The 16,604-nt window shown below is 64.4% G+C and carries 13 protein-coding genes and 1 tRNA gene; 6 read left to right on the top strand and 8 right to left on the bottom strand.

The window, feature by feature from the left end; translation table 11 throughout:
- Positions 1-13 precede the first annotated feature (13 nt).
- Positions 14-853, top strand: a complete 840-nt coding sequence (locus tag NGM28_RS21370; RefSeq protein ID WP_252091327.1) for an alpha/beta hydrolase — start codon at positions 14-16, stop codon at positions 851-853.
- Positions 854-979: 126 nt separating this feature from the next.
- On the opposite strand, the gene NGM28_RS21365 is transcribed toward NGM28_RS21370, so the two are convergent.
- Positions 980-1,792, bottom strand: coding sequence for a helix-turn-helix domain-containing protein (locus NGM28_RS21365; protein WP_240066521.1), 813 nt, complete (start codon positions 1,790-1,792; stop codon positions 980-982).
- Between the two features lie 181 nt (positions 1,793-1,973).
- On the opposite strand from NGM28_RS21365, the gene NGM28_RS21360 reads away from it, so the two are divergent.
- Together NGM28_RS21360 and NGM28_RS21355 are read left to right on the top strand one after the other, a co-directional pair.
- Positions 1,974-3,416, top strand: a complete 1,443-nt coding sequence (locus NGM28_RS21360) for an alanine/glycine:cation symporter family protein (protein WP_252091326.1) — start codon at positions 1,974-1,976, stop codon at positions 3,414-3,416.
- 174 nt (positions 3,417-3,590) lie between these two features.
- Positions 3,591-4,580, top strand: coding sequence for an asparaginase (locus NGM28_RS21355; protein ID WP_252091325.1), 990 nt, complete (start codon positions 3,591-3,593; stop codon positions 4,578-4,580).
- Positions 4,581-4,840: 260 nt separating this feature from the next.
- Here NGM28_RS21355 and NGM28_RS21350 read toward each other — a convergent pair.
- The 7 genes from NGM28_RS21350 to fdnG form a co-directional block, all read right to left on the bottom strand.
- Positions 4,841-4,936: transfer RNA gene (locus NGM28_RS21350), tRNA-Sec, on the bottom strand.
- A gap of 7 nt (positions 4,937-4,943) precedes the next feature.
- On the bottom strand, positions 4,944-6,866 hold the full coding sequence (gene selB / locus NGM28_RS21345; protein WP_252091355.1) for a selenocysteine-specific translation elongation factor: 1,923 nt from the start codon (positions 6,864-6,866) through the stop codon (positions 4,944-4,946).
- Positions 6,863-8,290 carry an L-seryl-tRNA(Sec) selenium transferase gene (selA, locus tag NGM28_RS21340; RefSeq protein ID WP_252091324.1) on the bottom strand — a complete coding sequence of 476 codons (1,428 nt, stop codon included), beginning with the start codon at positions 8,288-8,290 and terminating at the stop codon, positions 6,863-6,865. The genes selB and selA overlap by 4 nt, the downstream gene beginning before the upstream one ends.
- 145 nt (positions 8,291-8,435) lie before the next feature.
- Entirely contained in the window at positions 8,436-9,362 is a 927-nt protein-coding gene (gene fdhE, locus NGM28_RS21335; protein WP_252091323.1) for a formate dehydrogenase accessory protein FdhE, read from the bottom strand.
- Between the two features lie 4 nt (positions 9,363-9,366).
- Complete coding sequence (locus NGM28_RS21330) at positions 9,367-10,023, bottom strand: formate dehydrogenase subunit gamma (protein WP_252091322.1); 657 nt, start codon at positions 10,021-10,023, stop codon at positions 9,367-9,369.
- Complete coding sequence (fdxH, locus tag NGM28_RS21325; protein ID WP_240066527.1) at positions 10,020-10,970, bottom strand: formate dehydrogenase subunit beta; 951 nt, start codon at positions 10,968-10,970, stop codon at positions 10,020-10,022. Before fdxH ends, NGM28_RS21330 begins: the two co-directional genes overlap by 4 nt.
- Positions 10,970-14,038, bottom strand: a complete 3,069-nt coding sequence (gene fdnG / locus NGM28_RS21320; protein ID WP_252091321.1) for a formate dehydrogenase-N subunit alpha — start codon at positions 14,036-14,038, stop codon at positions 10,970-10,972. The genes fdxH and fdnG overlap by 1 nt, the downstream gene beginning before the upstream one ends.
- Before the next feature lie 398 nt (positions 14,039-14,436).
- Here fdnG and NGM28_RS21315 point away from each other — a divergent pair, with 398 nt between their 5' ends.
- From NGM28_RS21315 to NGM28_RS21305, 3 genes are all read left to right on the top strand, one after another.
- Positions 14,437-15,618: an HlyD family secretion protein gene (locus tag NGM28_RS21315; RefSeq protein WP_252091320.1), complete on the top strand. Its 1,182-nt coding sequence runs from the start codon at positions 14,437-14,439 to the stop codon at positions 15,616-15,618.
- Positions 15,619-15,661: 43 nt separating this feature from the next.
- The gene (locus tag NGM28_RS21310; protein WP_240066530.1) at positions 15,662-15,883 is read left to right on the top strand and encodes a response regulator transcription factor; all 222 of its coding nucleotides are present in this window, start codon (positions 15,662-15,664) and stop codon (positions 15,881-15,883) included.
- Between the two features lie 98 nt (positions 15,884-15,981).
- Entirely contained in the window at positions 15,982-16,293 is a 312-nt protein-coding gene (locus tag NGM28_RS21305) for a hypothetical protein (protein WP_240066531.1), read from the top strand.
- The last annotated feature ends 311 nt before the right edge of the window (positions 16,294-16,604 follow it).

Below are 16,604 nucleotides of genomic sequence, written 5' to 3'. Positions count from 1 at the left end.
CAAGGAGACCTCCATGGACGCCGCATCGACCATCCCGCAGCGCAACCGCTGGCAATTCGACGAACCCGCCCCCGGTGCGGAGCATTTCATCGACGAGGCATTCGACGGCTATCGGCAGCAGGCCCGCCTGCTGGTCCCGGACAGCGAGCGCGCGGCACCGGTATTCGTGGTGGGTGGCGCCCGCTCGGACTTCACCCGGCTCAACCCGCTGCTGTACCGCCTGCAACAGCAAGGCATCGGCTCGCTGACCGGCAACCTGTCCGGCCACAGCCTGGCCAGCGAACCCGGGGCGAAGGACGCCTCGCTGGCCAGCAACCTGCAGGAGGCCCTGCGCTTCCACCAGCACCTCGACGCTCGCAGCGACACGGTGGTCGGCCACAGCCTGGGCGGCGCCATCGCCCTCAAGCTGGCCGCCCAGCGCCCGAGTGTGCGCAAGCTGGTGCTGATCTGCCCGGCGGTGTATCCCGATGCGGCCCATGATGCGCCCTTTGGCCCCGCGTTCACTGAAGCGATCCGCAAGCCGTTCGCTTTTCTCGATTGCGACAGCTACGCCTTCCTGCGTCAGTTCCAGGGCCGGGTACTGCTGGTGATCGGTGAGTACGACGGGCTCAATTCGAAGGTCCATGGCCAAGGCGCGGGCACTTCAGCCGGCACCCGTCGGCTGGCCGGTGTCGAGCGCTACAGCCCGATCCCAGAGGAAGTCACCCATACGTTGCTGCGTTCGGTGCCGGCGCCCCACGTGGAATGCCTGATGCTCACCGACTGCGACCACGGCATCGCCGCGCACCTGCGCGACCGGCCGGAGGTGGCGGACCAGGTGGTTGATGCGGTGAGTGCCTTCATCCTGGTGTGACGCGTTTTTCATTGGCCTGAGACGACCTCTGTAGGAGCGGCTTCAGCCGCGATCACCCGCGCAGCGGGTGCCAGAAGCGGCGATATCCGCATCGCGGCTAAAGCCGCTCCTACAGGCCGCGGTAGCTCACTCGATCTCGAACAACCCATTGCTGACCATCCCCGCGCTCAGGCGGTCACGGATGTCGTCATCGATGCGCGGATCATCAGGGCGGTACAGCTTGATCTGCCGGTAGGCGTTGATGCGGTTGATCTCCTCGCCCAGGTACTCCCACACCACCCGGGTGCACGCCGGGTTACGGCGGTCACCACTGGAAACCCCGGTCTTGAGGCCATTAAGGCGGCTGATGCGGCTCTTGAAGCTGGGGATGAGGATGGTCTGGCTCATCTCGTTGAAGGTCAGCGACTCGTAGTCGATCAGGAACATCCGGTCCTGCAACTGGAATGCCGCGCCGAGGTAGCGGCAACGCACTTCGGCATGCTGGTCCAGGCCGGAGCTGCGCTCCTGGCGTTCCTGGCGCTCGAACAGGAAACTGCCACGCTCCTCCCACAGGTGCACCAGCGACACCAGGATCGAACCGGGCACCGACATGCAGTTGGAATACTCGAAGTAATAGCCGCAGTAGCGCGACAGGTTGCCGGCTTCTTTATGCAGGGGCTTGAACAGTTCGCTGATCGGGTCGTCCTGCGGGCCAACGCGCTGTTCCTGGCTGCGCGCGCCGATCAGCCGGGCGAACTGCTCGTGGGGCAAGCCCAGCTCGTAGTCCTCCACGCCGAAGAAGTCACCGATGCGCTTGAGGTTGTACGCCGTCGGGCGGCTTTGCCCGCTCAGGTACTTGTTGAATTGTGCCCGGTTGATCGACAGCTGCCGGCAAACCTCGGAGATAGAGCGGTAGTGACTACAGGCGAATTTGAGGTTGACAGCGAAATGATCGCCCATGATGCGGGGGTCCAGGTGATGCGAGTGGTGCCATTCTAGCATCAAGTCGCACCAAAATGGAGCAACCCGCGAAATTGTAACCACAGTTGTCATAGCCAACCATGCGCCCCCAATGAATAGCGGTGCGCCTGCCGCCCGCTGGTCTTTCCATGCGAAGAATAAGAATCGAGGTCATTTTCCAATGCTCGAAGCACTCAACGATTTCCTTTCGGGGAAGCTTCTCATCGTGCTGATTGTCGGTCTCGGCAGCTACTTCACGATCCGTTCGCGGTTCGTCCAGTTCCGCCATTTCGGCCACATGTTCGGTGTCTTCAAGGAATCCCTTCGCGGCCAGGCAGGCCAACTGAGCTCGTTCCAGGCCCTGATGCTGAGCCTCGCCGGCCGCGTCGGCGCCGGTAACATCGCCGGTGTCGGTATCGCCGTGACCCTCGGCGGCCCAGGCGCCGTGTTCTGGATGTGGGTCACCGCGCTGGTGGGCATGTCCAGCAGCTTCTTCGAGTGCACCCTGGCCCAGGTCTACAAGCGCGCCGACGGCGACGGCCTGTACCGCGGCGGCCCGGCGTACTACATCCAGCACGGCCTGAAGCTGAAAAGCATGGCGATCGTGTTCTCGATCCTGCTGCTGGTCACCTACGGCTTCGCCTTCATCGGCCTGCAGTCGTACACCGTGACCCACTCGCTGCAGAACGCCTTTGCCTTCGATCCGAAACACACCGGTATCGTCCTGGCGGCCCTGCTGGCCCTGACCTTCATCGGCGGCATCAAACGCATCGCCGCGGTGTCGGACCTGCTGGTTCCGGTCAAGACCCTGGCCTACATCGGCGTGACCCTGTACGTGATCGGCACCCAGATCGAACACGTGCCGGCCATGCTGGAGACCATCTTCAAGAGCGCCTTCGGTCTCGACCCGGCGTTCGCCGGCCTGCTCGGCAGCGCCATCGTCATGGGCGTGAAGCGTGGCGTGTTCGCCAACGAAGCGGGCCTGGGCAGCGCACCGAACGTCGCCGCCGTGGCAGCCGTGAAGCACCCGGGCGCCCAGGGCGTGGTCCAGGCCTTCAGCGTGTTCCTCGACACCTTCGTGATCTGCACCTGCACCGCACTGCTGATCCTGCTGTCGGGCTTCTACACCCCGGGCTTCGAAGGTGACGGCATCGTCCTGACCCAGAACTCGCTGGCCGCCGTGGTCGGTGACTGGGGCCGCGTGTTCGTCAGCGTTGCGCTGTCGCTGTTCGTCTTCACCTGCATCCTCTACAACTACTACCTGGGCGAGAACAGCCTGCAGTTCCTCAGCCGCAATCGCGCCGTGCTGATGACCTTCCGCGGCCTGGTGCTGGCGCTGGTGGTGTGGGGTTCGACGCAGGACCTGTCGACCGTGTTTGCCTTCGCCGACATCACCATGACCTGCCTGGCCTTCGTCAACCTGATCGCCCTGGCCATGCTGTTCAAGGTCGGCCTGCGCGTGATGCGCGACTACGACAACCAGCGCAAGGCCGGCGTCAAGCAGCCGGTGTTCGACTCCAGCAAGTTCGCCGACCTGGACCTGGACCGTGCCGCCTGGCCGGCCAATCCGCAGGCTGAAACAGCCACTGACAAAGCCGCCGCCCAGGCGCACGCTCAGCGCTGATATTCTCCCCTGCCCCAGCCGCCCCGTCCGTGGGCGGCTGACCTTTTCTTTGTCTTCGGGCCCCATCGCCGGCAAGCCGGCTCCTACAGGGGATCGCCTCGCCCCAGGCATGCTTTGCACCTGTAGGAACCGGCTTGCCGGCGATAAGACCTGACATCGCTACGGAATGTTTCCATGCGTGCAGTCAAGAATCTTCTCGTCCTTTACACCGGTGGCACCATCGGCATGCTGCAAACCGCCGAAGGCCTCGCGCCAGCCGGTGGCTTCGAAGCGCGCATGCGCGAGCACTTCGCCGCCTGCGGCGATGCGCCGACGCTGCAATGGTCGCTGCGTGAACTGAACCCACTGATCGACAGTGCCAACATGCAACAGGCCAACTGGCTGGCGATGCGTGACGCCATCGTCGAGGCGGTCGAACGCGACGGCCACGACGGTGTGCTGGTGCTGCATGGCACCGATACCCTGGCCTACAGTGCCGCGGCCTTGTCGTTCCTGTTGCTGGGCCTGCCGGTACCGGTGCTGTTGACCGGCTCGATGCTGCCTGCCGGTGCGCCGGACAGCGATGCCTGGGCCAACCTGGTCGGCGCCCTGAACCTGTTCGAAAGCGGCCTGGAAGACGGCGTGCAGCTGTACTTCCACGGCCAGCTGCTGCACGGCTGCCGCGCCTCGAAGCTGCGCAGCGAGGCGTTCGACGCCTTCACCGTGCTCCCGCGCCATCGCGAGGGCGAGCGCGCGCCTGAGCTGCCGACCCGCCTGGACTACCGCCAGCCACGCCAGCCGGTCAAGCTGGCGGTCATACCAGTGTTCCCTGGCCTTGCCGCCGAGCACCTGCGCGGCCTGTTCGACAGTGGCATCCAGGGCTTGGTGCTGGAGTGCTACGGCAGTGGCACCGGGCCGTCCGACGACCAGGCACTGCTCGACGCCCTGCACGATGCCCGCCAGGGTGGCGTGATGATCGTCGCCATCAGCCAGTGCCCGGAAGGTTCGGTGGTGTTCGACACCTATGCGGCCGGCAGCCGCCTGCGTGACACCGGGCTGGTCAGCGGCGGTGGCATGACCCGCGAAGCGGCGCTGGGCAAGTTGTTTGCGCTGCTGGGCGCGGGGTTGGATGTACAAGCGGCGGAGCATTGGTTCGCGCTGGACCTGTGCGGCGAGCGCGCTTAAGCAGGGTGTTCGCCAAAAGAGTTGTGGCGTCTATCAGACCGAGCGCCGCCCGCGCGGCGCATCGCGGATGAATCCGCTCCTACACGTTTGTTTCGGGCCAATCCGCCGGCTGCGCCCAGCCTGGCAACCATGGCCTCACAGGCGCGGCACGCTGCAATAGATGTAGGAGCGGATTCATCCGCGATGCGCCGCGTGGGCGGCGCTCGATCTTGAAAGCGCTGCAAGGCTGTCGCCTAGCACCTCGTCGCCCTCAAAAAAAGTGGCGGAAGGCAGCGGGAGTCGAACCTGCCCGGGAACGGCTGCCGTCCCCAACCGGGTTTGAAGCCCGGCCGCGCCACCGGGCGCGATTGCCTTCCTTGAAAATCAGGGCCCGCGTTGCGGCTGGGCCAGGGCGCTGTCGACGCGAACATGACGCAGGTCACCGACCCTTCGGGTCAGGCCAATGCGGTCGAAGTACTCGAGGATCTGCACACTGCGTTTGCGGCCAATGGCCAGACCATCGCGAAACGCCGCGACCTGCACTATCGGCGATGTCTCGGCCTGACGCAACAGCAGCTCTGCCATGCGCCTCAGCGTCATCTCCGGGTAGAACAGGTCACGCACCACCTGGTGCACCAACCCCAACCGGGCCAGCTTGCGCAACAACAGGCGCACGTCAGCCTCCGCGCACCCCTCCTCGCCAGCCAGGGTCCGCACCCAGGGCGGATCGAACTCGCCCGCCAACAGGCGCGGCAACAGTCGCTCCCACAACGCGGTATCCGCGTCGCTCAACTGGACCCGGTGATCCGGCAGGTGCAGCCATGGGCCACTGCTGCTGATCGCGCCTTCGCCCAGCAACTCATCCAACAGGCTGACAAACGCGGGGCGCTCCAACGGCAGCGCGCTAAAACGGCGCAGTCGATCACGGTCCGGGCCAAGCTGATCAGGCTCCTGCTCATGGAGCTGCGCCAGACGCCCAAGCACCTGTTGCTTGAGCGCCTGCCACTGTAGGCGATCGAACAACAGCTGTCCTTGACGCGTGGCAATCACCAACACCGTATCCGGCAACTGCCAGGTCTCGCGCAGGCGGTTGAACTGACGCTCCAGACGCTGGGGCTCTAGGCCGCCGGGGGCCGCCTCCAGCAGGGCGGGCAGCGCCTGCTCAAGGTTGTCGGCTTCGCGCAGCACCTGTAACTGGCGCAAGCGCGCCTCGCTACGCCGCTGCCGGCTCGGTGCGAAAGGGTCGAGCACACGGCCACCACCCAGCGTGCGCTGGGCGCGCTGATCGCGCAGCACCAAACGATCCCCATGCACAGCCTGCAACGGCGCATTGAGCAGCAGTTGGGCGAACATGCGCTGGCCAGCCCCGAGCCGCTCCCCTTCGAGCAACGCGACCCGGGCAGTTACATCCTGAGTCCCCAGGTGTACGTGCACCGCGCTGAAATGCTCGAACACGCGGGTTTCTCCCGCCAGCAAGGTGAGGTCGATATCGACCCGCACGCTGGGCGCATGCAACCACTCCGATAGCAGCCAATCGCCGCGATGTACCTGCTCGGCCGAGAGCTTTTCCGCGCTGATATTCAATGCCACCCGCTGCCCGGCCTCGGCCACCAATGCCGCCTGGTTCTGCGCGTGCAGGCCACGCACCCGCACCGGTTTGCCGGCCTTGCCCAACAGCAAGGTATCGCCGACGCTGACCTGCCCGGCCAGCGCCGTGCCGGTAACCACCACCCCTGCCCCGGAAACCGCAAAGGCCCGGTCCACCGCCAGGCGGAAACCGCCGCGCACGCTGCGCCGACGAACATGCGCTTCGGCCGCCAGCAAGGCCTCGCGCAGGGCGTCGATTCCCTCGCCGGACAGGCTCGAAACCGCAAATTGCCTGGCCCCGGCATAGGGCGCCGCCGCGAGCAGTTCGGTGACCTGGGCCTGGACTTCGATCAACCGCGTCGGCTCGACCCGGTCGCACTTGCTGATGACCACCAGCGCCTGGGGAATACCCAGCAGTTCGATGATCGACAGGTGCTCGCGGGTCTGCGGCATCACGCCATCGTCGGCGGCCACCACCAACAGTACCAGGTCGATACCATGGGCGCCGGCAAGCATGTTGTGGATAAACCGCTCGTGGCCGGGCACATCGATGAACCCCGTCAACGGCGCGCCTTCTTCCAGCGCCGCATAGCGGTAGCCGAGGTCGATGGTCATGCCCCGGGCACGTTCTTCCTGGCGCGTATCGCCGGCCTGGCCGGTCAGGGCCTGGAGCAGCGCGGTCTTGCCATGGTCGATATGCCCGGCGGTACCGACGATCACTGCACCGGCCCCAGCTGCAACGCCGGCAGTTGCGCCAACCATTGCGCCTCGTCATCCAGCTGGCGCAGGTCGAGCCATAGCGCATCGTCGTCGATGCGGCCGAGCACCGGCACCGGTAGGCCGCGCAACGCCCGCTCCAGCACATGCAGGCTGCGCCCGCGCAACTTCTTCGACACTTGCGGACGCAGGCACAAGGCCGCGCTTGGCAAGCGCGCCACGGGCTGGCTGCCGCTGCCGATCATGCCCAGGGCCGATTCGACGCGAACCTCCCACTGTGCACCCAGTCGTGCGGCCAGCTCAGGCGCCAGGCGTTCGGCCTGGGCGGCGATTTCGGCCTGGGGCCGGGTGAGCAGGCGCAGGCTTGGCAGGCGCTCGGCCAGGCGATCAGGGTTGCGGTACAGCGCCAGCACGGCTTCCAGTGCCGCGAGGGTGATCTTGTCCACCCGCAAGGCACGCTTGAGCGGGTTCTTCTTGATCTTCGCGATCAGGTCCTTGCGCCCGACGATGATCCCCGCCTGCGGCCCACCGAGCAGTTTGTCGCCGCTGAAGGTGACGATGTCGGCGCCATCGGCCAGCGCCTGGCGCACGGTCGGCTCGGCCGGCAGGCCCCAGCGGGTCAGGTCGAGCAGGCTGCCGCTGCCCAGGTCCTCGAGCAGCGGCAGGTCATGTTCATGGGCGATGCGCGCCAGCTCGGCGGTGGGCACATGGGTGGTGAAGCCCTGGATGCTGTAGTTGCTGCAGTGCACGCGCATCAGCAGGCCGGTGCGCGGGTTGATCGCGCCTTCGTAGTCGCGGGCATGGGTGCGATTGGTGGTGCCGATCTCGTGCAGCTTCACGCCGGCGCGGGCCATGATGTCGGGGATGCGGAAGGCGCCGCCGATCTCGATCAGTTCGCCGCGGGAGATGATCCCTTCCTTGCGCGCCCCCAGGCTATTGAGCGCCAGCAGCACAGCGGCGGCGTTGTTGTTGACCACGGTGACGGCCTCGGCGCCGGTCAGCTCGCGGATCAGGCCTTCGATCAGGTCATCGCGGTCGCCGCGCTTGCCGGTGTTCAAGTCGAACTCAAGGTTGAGCGGATAGCGGGCAGCGGTCTGCATCGCTTCCACCGCCTCTTCGGGCAGCAGTGCGCGGCCAAGGTTGGTGTGCAGCACCGTGCCGGTGAGGTTGAAGACACGGCGTACCTGGCTGCGTTGCTGGAGGGCCAGGCGTTCGCCGGCACGGCCCAGGAGCACTTCGGCGGCCAGTTCGGCGTTACTCAGTTGGCCGAGGCGGGCCGGCTCGCGCAGGTCGTCGAGCAGTTGGCGCAGGGTGGCCAGCACGGCGTCGCGGCCGTGGCGGTCGATCAGTGGGGCACAGACCGGGTGGCGCAGGAGGGTGTCGATGGAGGGCAGGCGTGGGGTGTCGCTGGCGAGGCTTGAAGACATGCGGTACTACCTATGACTGATCCGTTGTCTGTTCTGGCCCTTTCGCCGGCAAAGCCGGCTCCTACAGGGGAGGTGCCGCCGGGGCACTTGCAGGAGCCGGCTTTGCCGGCGAACGGGGGCAACTCGGTATTGCAGTGTAGACCCGTTACCCTCCCCCCGGCGCCAGCAGCAGGTTGGGCGCCAGCCGATGGAAGCCCTCCTCGTCCAGCCGCATGTCCAGCGCCAGGCTCGCTAGGTCATCGGCCAGCGGCTCGGCTGCGGCGTCGTTCTCCAGGTAGCACTGCTTGAGGTAGCTCTCGCACCCAGGGCAGCACTCAGCGCGCAGTGGCGCCTTGCCTGGCGCATGTCGGTCATCGTCAAGGTTGGTGTAGCGCAAATCCTTGCTCGACTCGCAGTACACGCACTTGACCCGCACCACATGCCATTCGCAGGCACACAGCGAGCAGGCAAGATAGCGCAGACCATTATGCTTGCCCCGATTGCGCACCACCCCGGCCATCGCTGGCGAACCACAGGCCGGGCACTGGGCCAGGCTACCCGCAGGCTTGAGCTCAGGCGCAGGCAAGGCCAGCAGCCAGCTGGACCACGCCGCCTGCAACGCGGCACCGATAAAGGGCACCAGCGCCGCCGGCACCGCGTCGTACTGGCCACCGAGCAGGGCAATCGCCCAGCCCTTGCGCTGGGTATCGTCGCTGCCACGCAGCGCACTCACCGCCTCGGCCAGCGGCCCATCGGGCTCGGTCTCGAAGCGCTCGAGCAACGCCTGCAACCAGACCAGCCAAGGCCCTTCACGTACCAGGCTGTCGGCCGCCAGGGGCGGCAAACCATGACTTATACACAGACGCTGGCGCTCTTCGGCCACCGGCAAGCCAGCAGGCGGGTTATCCACAAACTGCTGCTGAATCCGGCACAGCCGGGCCATCAGCCGCAAGTAGTCACCTAGCGCGTTGCCCTCGGCCAGGTGCTCCAGCCGCGCGGCGCGCACCTCGAAGAGGTTGGCGGGGGGCAGGTGCAGGAACGGCGGCATCACCGCCGACGCTTCGATCTGCCCAGGTTCGAGAATCGTGCTCAAACGGTCATCCTTCTTTTCCACCGTGGTTGTGTGGCGTCTTGTCGCCGGTCACTTCCCGGTACCACAGTTCATGGTGCTTGCGCGCCCAGGCGCGGCTGACCCAACCATGCAGCATCGCGCCGATCGAACCCTTGATCCAGATCCCGGCATAGATATGCACGATGATGCTGAGGATCAGCACGAACGCCGCCAGGGCATGCAGCAGCGCGGACAGGCGAATGACATCGATGCCGAACCAATGGCTGAAGTACGCGCGCCAGATCACCACGCCGCTGACCAGCAGCACCAGCATGCACGCCAGCAAGGTCCAGAACAGCAGCTTCTGCCCGGCGTTGTACTTGCCGATCGGCGGCACGCCCTCTTCCTGGTTGAGCATTACCCGGTCGATGCGGCGCAGCCACAGGCGGTCGTTGGCGGTGATGAAGTTGGCGCGCCAGAAGCGCAGCACCAGCCCGAGGAAGAACACGAACATGCCCACGCCGATGAACGGGTGCAGGATCCGCGTCCACGGCCCGCCGCCGAACAGGTGGCTGAGCCAGAACAGCGCCGGGTGGAACAGCGCCAGCCCCGACAGCCCGGCCAGCACGAAGAGGATCGCGACGATCCAGTGGTTGCTCCGCTCGTTGGCGTTGTAGCGCAGGATGGGTTTGTTGTCGTTCATGGCCGCTGCTCCCCCTGCCCGCCCGGGCGGTTCGGATCATAGACATGTACTGCCGGGTCGACCTGGTGGACCGTATTGTCTACAGGCGCCGGGTGTTCATCCTCCTCGACCCGCTGCGGGCCCACGCGCACGTAGTGGAAGAATCCAGCCAGCACCGCCGCGCCCATGGCCAGCAGCGCCAATGGCTTGGTGAAGCCCTTCCACAGCCCCACCAGCGGGCTGATCACCGGTTGGTCCGGCAGGCCGGCGTAGATCCGTGGCGTGTCGGCGTGGTGCAGCACATACATCACGTGGGTGCCGCCAACGCCGTCCGGGTCGTACAACCCGGCCTTGTCGTAGCCCCGCGACTTCAGGTCGATGATGCGCTCGTCGGCATGCACCTTCATTTCCTCCTTGCTGCCGAAGACGATCGCCCCGGTCGGGCAGGTCTTCACGCAGGCCGGCTCCAGGCCCACGCTCACGCGGTCGGAACACAGGGTGCACTTGTACGCCTTGTGGTCCTTCTGCGAGATGCGCGGGATGTTGAACGGGCAGCCGGTGATGCAGTAGCCGCAACCGATGCAATGGTCCTGGTTGAAGTCGACGATGCCGTTGGCGTGCTTGATGATCGCCCCCGGGCTCGGGCAGGCCTTCAGGCAACCTGGGTCGGCGCAGTGCATGCAGCCGTCCTTGCGGATCAGCCACTCCAGGTTGCCATCGTCACGCTCGTGCTCGGTGAAGCGCATCAGGGTCCAGGTCTCGGCGCTGAGGTCCTGGGGGTTGTCGTAGGTGCCGTGGTTGTGGCCGACCTCGTCACGCAGTTCGTTCCACTCCGAGCACGCCACCTGGCAGGCCTTGCAGCCGATGCACTTGGTGGTGTCGATCAGCTTGGCGACTTCCTGCTGCTGGCGTACCGAGGGCGGCACGGTGGTGGTGGCCGAGCGGGCGATGATGTCTTGGCTGGCCATCAGAGTTTCTCCACTTTGACGAGGAACGACTTAGACTCCGGCGTCTGGGTGTTGCCATCACCCAGGAACGGCACCAGGGTGTTGGTCAGGTAGCCGTGCCGTGTGCTGCCGGTGAAGCCCCAGTGCAACGGGATGCCGATCTGGTGCACGGTCTGGTTGTTGACCTGCAGCGGACGGATCCGCTTGGTCACCACCGCCACCGCATCGATATGCCCGCGCTTGCTGGACACCCGCACCCGGTCGCCGGCCTTGATGCCCTTCTCGTTGGCCAGCACCTCGCCGATCTCGACGAACTGCTCGGGCTGGGCGATGGCGTTGAGCCGGCAATGCTTGCTCCAGAAGTGGAAGTGCTCGGTCAGCCGGTAGGTGGTCGCCGCGTAGGGGAACTCGTCGCGCGTGCCGAGGGTGTCCCACACCGAATCGAAGATCCGCCCGGCCGGGTTGCTGATGGCCTTCTTGTTCTGCGGATGCAGTGGGTTGATGCCGATGGGTGTCTCGAACGGCTCGTAGTGTTCGGGGAACGGCCCCTCGGCCATCTTGTCGACGGCGAAGAACCGCGCCACGCCCTCGGGGTTCATGATGAACGGGTTCATCCCCGCTTCCGGTGGCGAGTCGACCTTGAAGTCCGGCACGTCGGTGCCGGTCCAGGCCTTGCCGTTCCACCACACCAGGCGTTTCTTCTCCGGGTCCCACGGCTTGCCTTGCGGGTCGCTGGAGGCACGGTTGTAGAGAATCCGCCGGTTGGCCGGCCAGGCCCAGGCCCAGTTCTGTATCTGGTGCATGCCGTACGGGTCGCTGTTGTCGCGCCGGGCCATCTGGTTGCCCTGCTCGGTCCAGCTGCCGGCGAAGATCCAGCAGCCGGACGCGGTGCTGCCGTCGTCCTTCATCTGGGCGAAGCCGGCCAGTTGCTGGCCAGCCTTGAGGGTGGTGCCGGTGGCATCGGTGAGGTCGCTGACCGCCCAACCGTTCATCTCCTTGGCCAACTCCTCGGGCGACGGCTCTTCCGGGACCTTGTACGGCCAGCTCAGATTGAGCATCGGGTCGGGGTAAGCGCCACCTTCGGCCTGATAGCGCTTGCGCAGGCGCAGGAACAGCTCGCTCATGATGTGCACGTCGGTGCGGGTTTCACCCGGGCCGTCGGCGCCCTTCCAGTGCCACTGCAACCAGCGGCTGCTGTTGACCAGCGAGCCATCCTCCTCGGCGAAGCAGGTGGTGGGCAGGCGGATCACCTCGGTCTGGATGTTGGCCGTGTCGACGTCGTTGAACGCCCCGGCGTTGCGCCAGAACTCCGAGGTTTCGGTGGCCAGCGGGTCCATGATCACCAGCCACTTGAGCTTGGCCAGGGCCGCAGTGACGCGGTTCTTGTCCGGCAGCGCGGCAATCGGGTTGAAGCCTTGGCACATGTAGCCGTTGACCTTGCCCTGGCCCATCATCTCGAACATGCGCAGCACGTCATAGGCCGGCACGTCGAGCTTGGGCAGCCAGTCGTAGCCCCAATTGTTCTGTGCCGTGGCGTTGGCGCCGTACCAGGCCTTCATCAGGCTGACGTGGAACTTGCCGTAGTTCTGCCAGTACGACAGCTGCCCCGGACGCAGTGGTTTGGAGGCGCGCTTGTCGATATAGGCGGTGTAGTCCTGCTCGGCATCGCCGGCCAGCGTGAGGTAGCCCGGCAGCGAGTTCGACAGCAGCCCCAGGTCGGTCAGGCCCTGGATGTTGGAGTGGCCGCGCAGGGCGTTGACCCCACCACCCGGCATGCCGACGTTGCCCAGCAGCAACTGCACCATCGCCGCGCTGCGGATGATCTGCGCACCGATGGAGTGCTGGGTCCAGCCCAGGGCGTAGAGGATCGTCATGGTCTTGCCCGGCACCGAGCAGGTGGCGATCTCTTCCCAGATCTTCATCATCTGGTCCTGGGGCATGCCGCAGGTCATGCTCGCCAGCTCAGGCGTGTAGCGGCTGTAGTGCTGCTTCATCAGCTGGTAGACGCAACGCGGGTGCTGCAGCGTCGGGTCGACCTTGGCAAAGCCGTCCTCGCCCAGCTCGTAGCCCCAGCCGGACTTGTCGGCGTAGGTGCGCTTGGCCGCGTCGTAGCCGCTGAACAGCCCGTCCTCGAAGCCATAGCTGTCTTTGACGATGAACGACACGTCGGTGTAGTTACGCACGTACTCGTGCTGGATCTTGTCGTTGCTCAGCAGGTAGTTGATCAGCCCACCCATGAAGGCGATGTCGCTGCCGGTACGAATCGGCGCGTAATAGTCAGCCACGGAAGCGGTACGGGTGAACCGCGGGTCGACCACGATCAGCCGCGCCTTGTTGTGCGCCTTGGCTTCGGTCACCCACTTGAAGCCGCACGGGTGCGCTTCAGCGGCGTTGCCGCCCATCACCAGGACCAGGTTTGCGTTGGCGATGTCAGACCAGTGATTGGTCATCGCGCCACGGCCATACGTCGGGGCAAGACTTGCCACCGTCGGGCCGTGTCAGACACGCGCCTGGTTATCGAACCCCAGCATGCCCAGCGAACGGATCACCTTGTGCGTCATGTAGCCCGCTTCGCTGGAAGCGGCGGACGCGGCGAGGAAGCCGGTGGTGAGCCAGCGGTTGACCGTCTGGCCCTGGGCGTTCTTCTCGATGAAGTTGGCGTCACGGTCCTGTTTCATCAGGTCGGCGACGCGGTCGAGGGCTTCGTCCCAGTCGATGCGGGTCCACGCGTTGCTGCCCGGCTTGCGCACCTCGGGGTACTTGAGGCGGCTGGGGCTGTGGATAAAGTCCAGCAGGCCGGCGCCTTTCGGGCACAGGGTGCCGCGGTTGACCGGATGGTCCGCGTCGCCCTCGATATGGATGATGTTCTGTTTGACGTTTTTGCCCGCGTCACCCTGGCTGTACATGATCAGGCCGCAGCCGACCGAGCAGTAGGGGCAGGTGTTACGGGTTTCTTTGGTGTGCGCCAGCTTGAAGTGGCGCACCTGCTCGGCGAACGCGGGTGTCGGGGCCATGCCCAACGCCGCGAGGCTCGAGCCTCCAAGGCCGACGGCGGCGACCTTGAAGAATTGCCGACGGTTGAGGTCCATCGTGCACTCCTGATCAGGTTCGGGCGCACGGGACATGGCCGGCGCCTCAGGGACTTCACGGTGGCGGCAGGCAGACGCCGCCAACGGTTAAGACTAGTCAAGAAATCGGGAAGTGGGATGACCTGGGTCATGGTTTGAGTGGGTACCGGGTTCATGCGGACTCTCCCAGGGGCCACGGATCAGCGGGAGCATTCCTACCTGCCAAGGCGTGTTGGACGGCATCGGCTCTCAAGCGGAGCCGCTACTTTCCTTCTGCCATCCCCACACGCCCAAGATTTCGCTAGCCAATGCCCTCTGCGCCATTACCCACCCAGCCTCTGTTTCGACCCGAAGCCGTTTGCGCATCGCGGGCACAACAACTCGGCAAGGTCCTTGTCAATCAGCCCCTGAGCTATTGGTTGATAGCCCTGCTGGCCGGCCTTCTGACCGTCATGATCACGGCGTTCGGCTACTACGGCAGCTACACGCGCAAGGCCACCTTGCACGGCCTGTTGATGCCCGAGCAGGGCATGTTGCGCCTGAGCGCGCCCGGCACCGGAATCCTTAGCGAGGTGCTGGCCGCCGGGGGTCAGCGCGTCGACAAAGGTGATGTGCTGGTAGTGATCTCGGGGGAGCGTCAATCAGGGCTGGGTGACACCCAGGCATTGATTGCCGAGCAACTGCAAAGGCGCCAGGAAATACTCGAGAGGCGCCAAGCCCTGGCGGATGAACGCTTGTCGGGGCAACAGAGGATGCTCGACAGCCGCCTCACCACCATCGCCAGCGAGCTTCGTCAGTTCAGCGAAGAACACCGCCTGCTGAAACGCCGGGTGGAACTGGCGCATGCGCACTTCGCGCGCCAACAGCAACTGGCTGCGGCCGGGTTCATTGCCGCTGCCCAATTGCAGACCGCCGAGAGCGAGTTACTGGCCCTGCAAGGCCAACTACAGGCTACCCAACGTGCACGGGCCGGCTTGGAGCGTGAGCGCACTGGGCTACTGGCCCAGCAGCAGGAAGCCGGTTTGCGCCACCGCGACGAGACGAGCGACGTGGACGGGGCCGTGGCTCAGATCAAGCAAGAGCAGGCGGAAAACGGGGCACGTAGCGAAACAAGGATCGTGGCGCCCCATGCCGGGACGGTGACCGGCTTGAACGTGCAAGTCGGCCAGCAAGTCAGCGCGGGCACAGTGCTCGCCAGCTTGCTGCCGGAGGGTTCGAACTTGAACGCCCACTTGTATGCAGCATCCCGCCAGGCCGGCTTCATCGAGCCAGGGCAGCCAGTGTTGATGCGCTATGCCGCCTATCCGTACCAGAAGTTCGGCATGGCTCGGGGCCAAGTGGTGAGTATCAGCCAAAGCCCCTATGCCGTTCAGGAGCTGCCGGCACATATCGCCTCGTCGCTGCAAGGCCCGAGCGGGCCACCTGAACTGTTCTATGAGGTCACGGTGGCGCTCGACGCGAACAGCATCAGGGTCTATGGGCATGAGCAGCCATTACAAGCGGGCATGTTGCTGGAGGCGGATGTCGTCCAGGACCGACGGCGGCTTTATGAATGGGCGCTGGAGCCTTTGTATTCGGTAACGGGGCGATTGCGTGACTGAGCGCTCTCGATAAAAGCAACACACAACACATTATGGGTAAATCATGAACTTGACGCGACGCGAGTCAGAGGTCCTGCGGTTACTTCTGCTCGGCAAAACAAACAAGCAAATTGCACTTGACTTGCACATCAGCGACTACACAGCACGAGACCATGTTTCTTCCCTACTACGAAAATACAGCACGCGCTCTCGTTCGACACTGATAGCAATGCAACCATCAGTTGCCACCACGACATCTGCCGGATGTACCTCCTTACAGAACTGAACTATCTTCCAAATCAGGCATAAGCATTAATACCGCCATATTTTATCGCTTCAGGTATGAAAGGCCAAATTAACACTTCGATAACCAGGAGCATCATTGTGAAGGATTTATGTATTGACGAGCTTGAACTAGTTGCAGGCGGTCATGGCGTTGGCGGGGCAGTTGCGGGGGCTATTTCTGGAGGCGCCGGCTATGTCGGTTATCAAACGATGATTGGTGAAGGCTCGCTCAAGGACTTTGCCGGAGCCGTTGCATTGGGCGCTGTCTCTGGCTTCGTGCTTGGGCCTGCAGGCGCACAAGCGGCAACCTCGTCAGGAATTTTAGGCAGCCATGTCATGTTTTACGGTGGCATGGCAACCGGAACGACTGTGAACTGGATGAACTCCGCCGGGACGAATTACAACCGCTAGCGCGCACATACAAAGCCCAATAACAATCAGTACCCACAAGCAAGGACAGGAAACATTGGAAACTATCGAAGCCATTAGACTCAGCCTCACAGTAGGTGTAGCACTCATCAGCTGCATCATAATAAAAATACTCCTTGTAATATTTAAACCTAAAATTCCAGAACCTCTAGAATTTTCACTTCTCACCGGAGCCCCCGCCATAATCGCAGCCCATATTACAAGTACTTATTCACACTCAATAGGTTCCTTACTAGGGCTTATAAAATAAACAGCAATTTAGGGAGTACGCCATGACGATTTTACAAATCGGA

The organism is Pseudomonas sp. MWU13-3659, assembly GCF_023757525.1.
GTDB classification, from domain to species: Bacteria; Pseudomonadota; Gammaproteobacteria; order Pseudomonadales; family Pseudomonadaceae; genus Aquipseudomonas; species Aquipseudomonas entomophila_E.
Note: the sequence above shows the minus strand (reverse complement) of the source record. Positions and strands in the feature narration are given on the sequence as shown.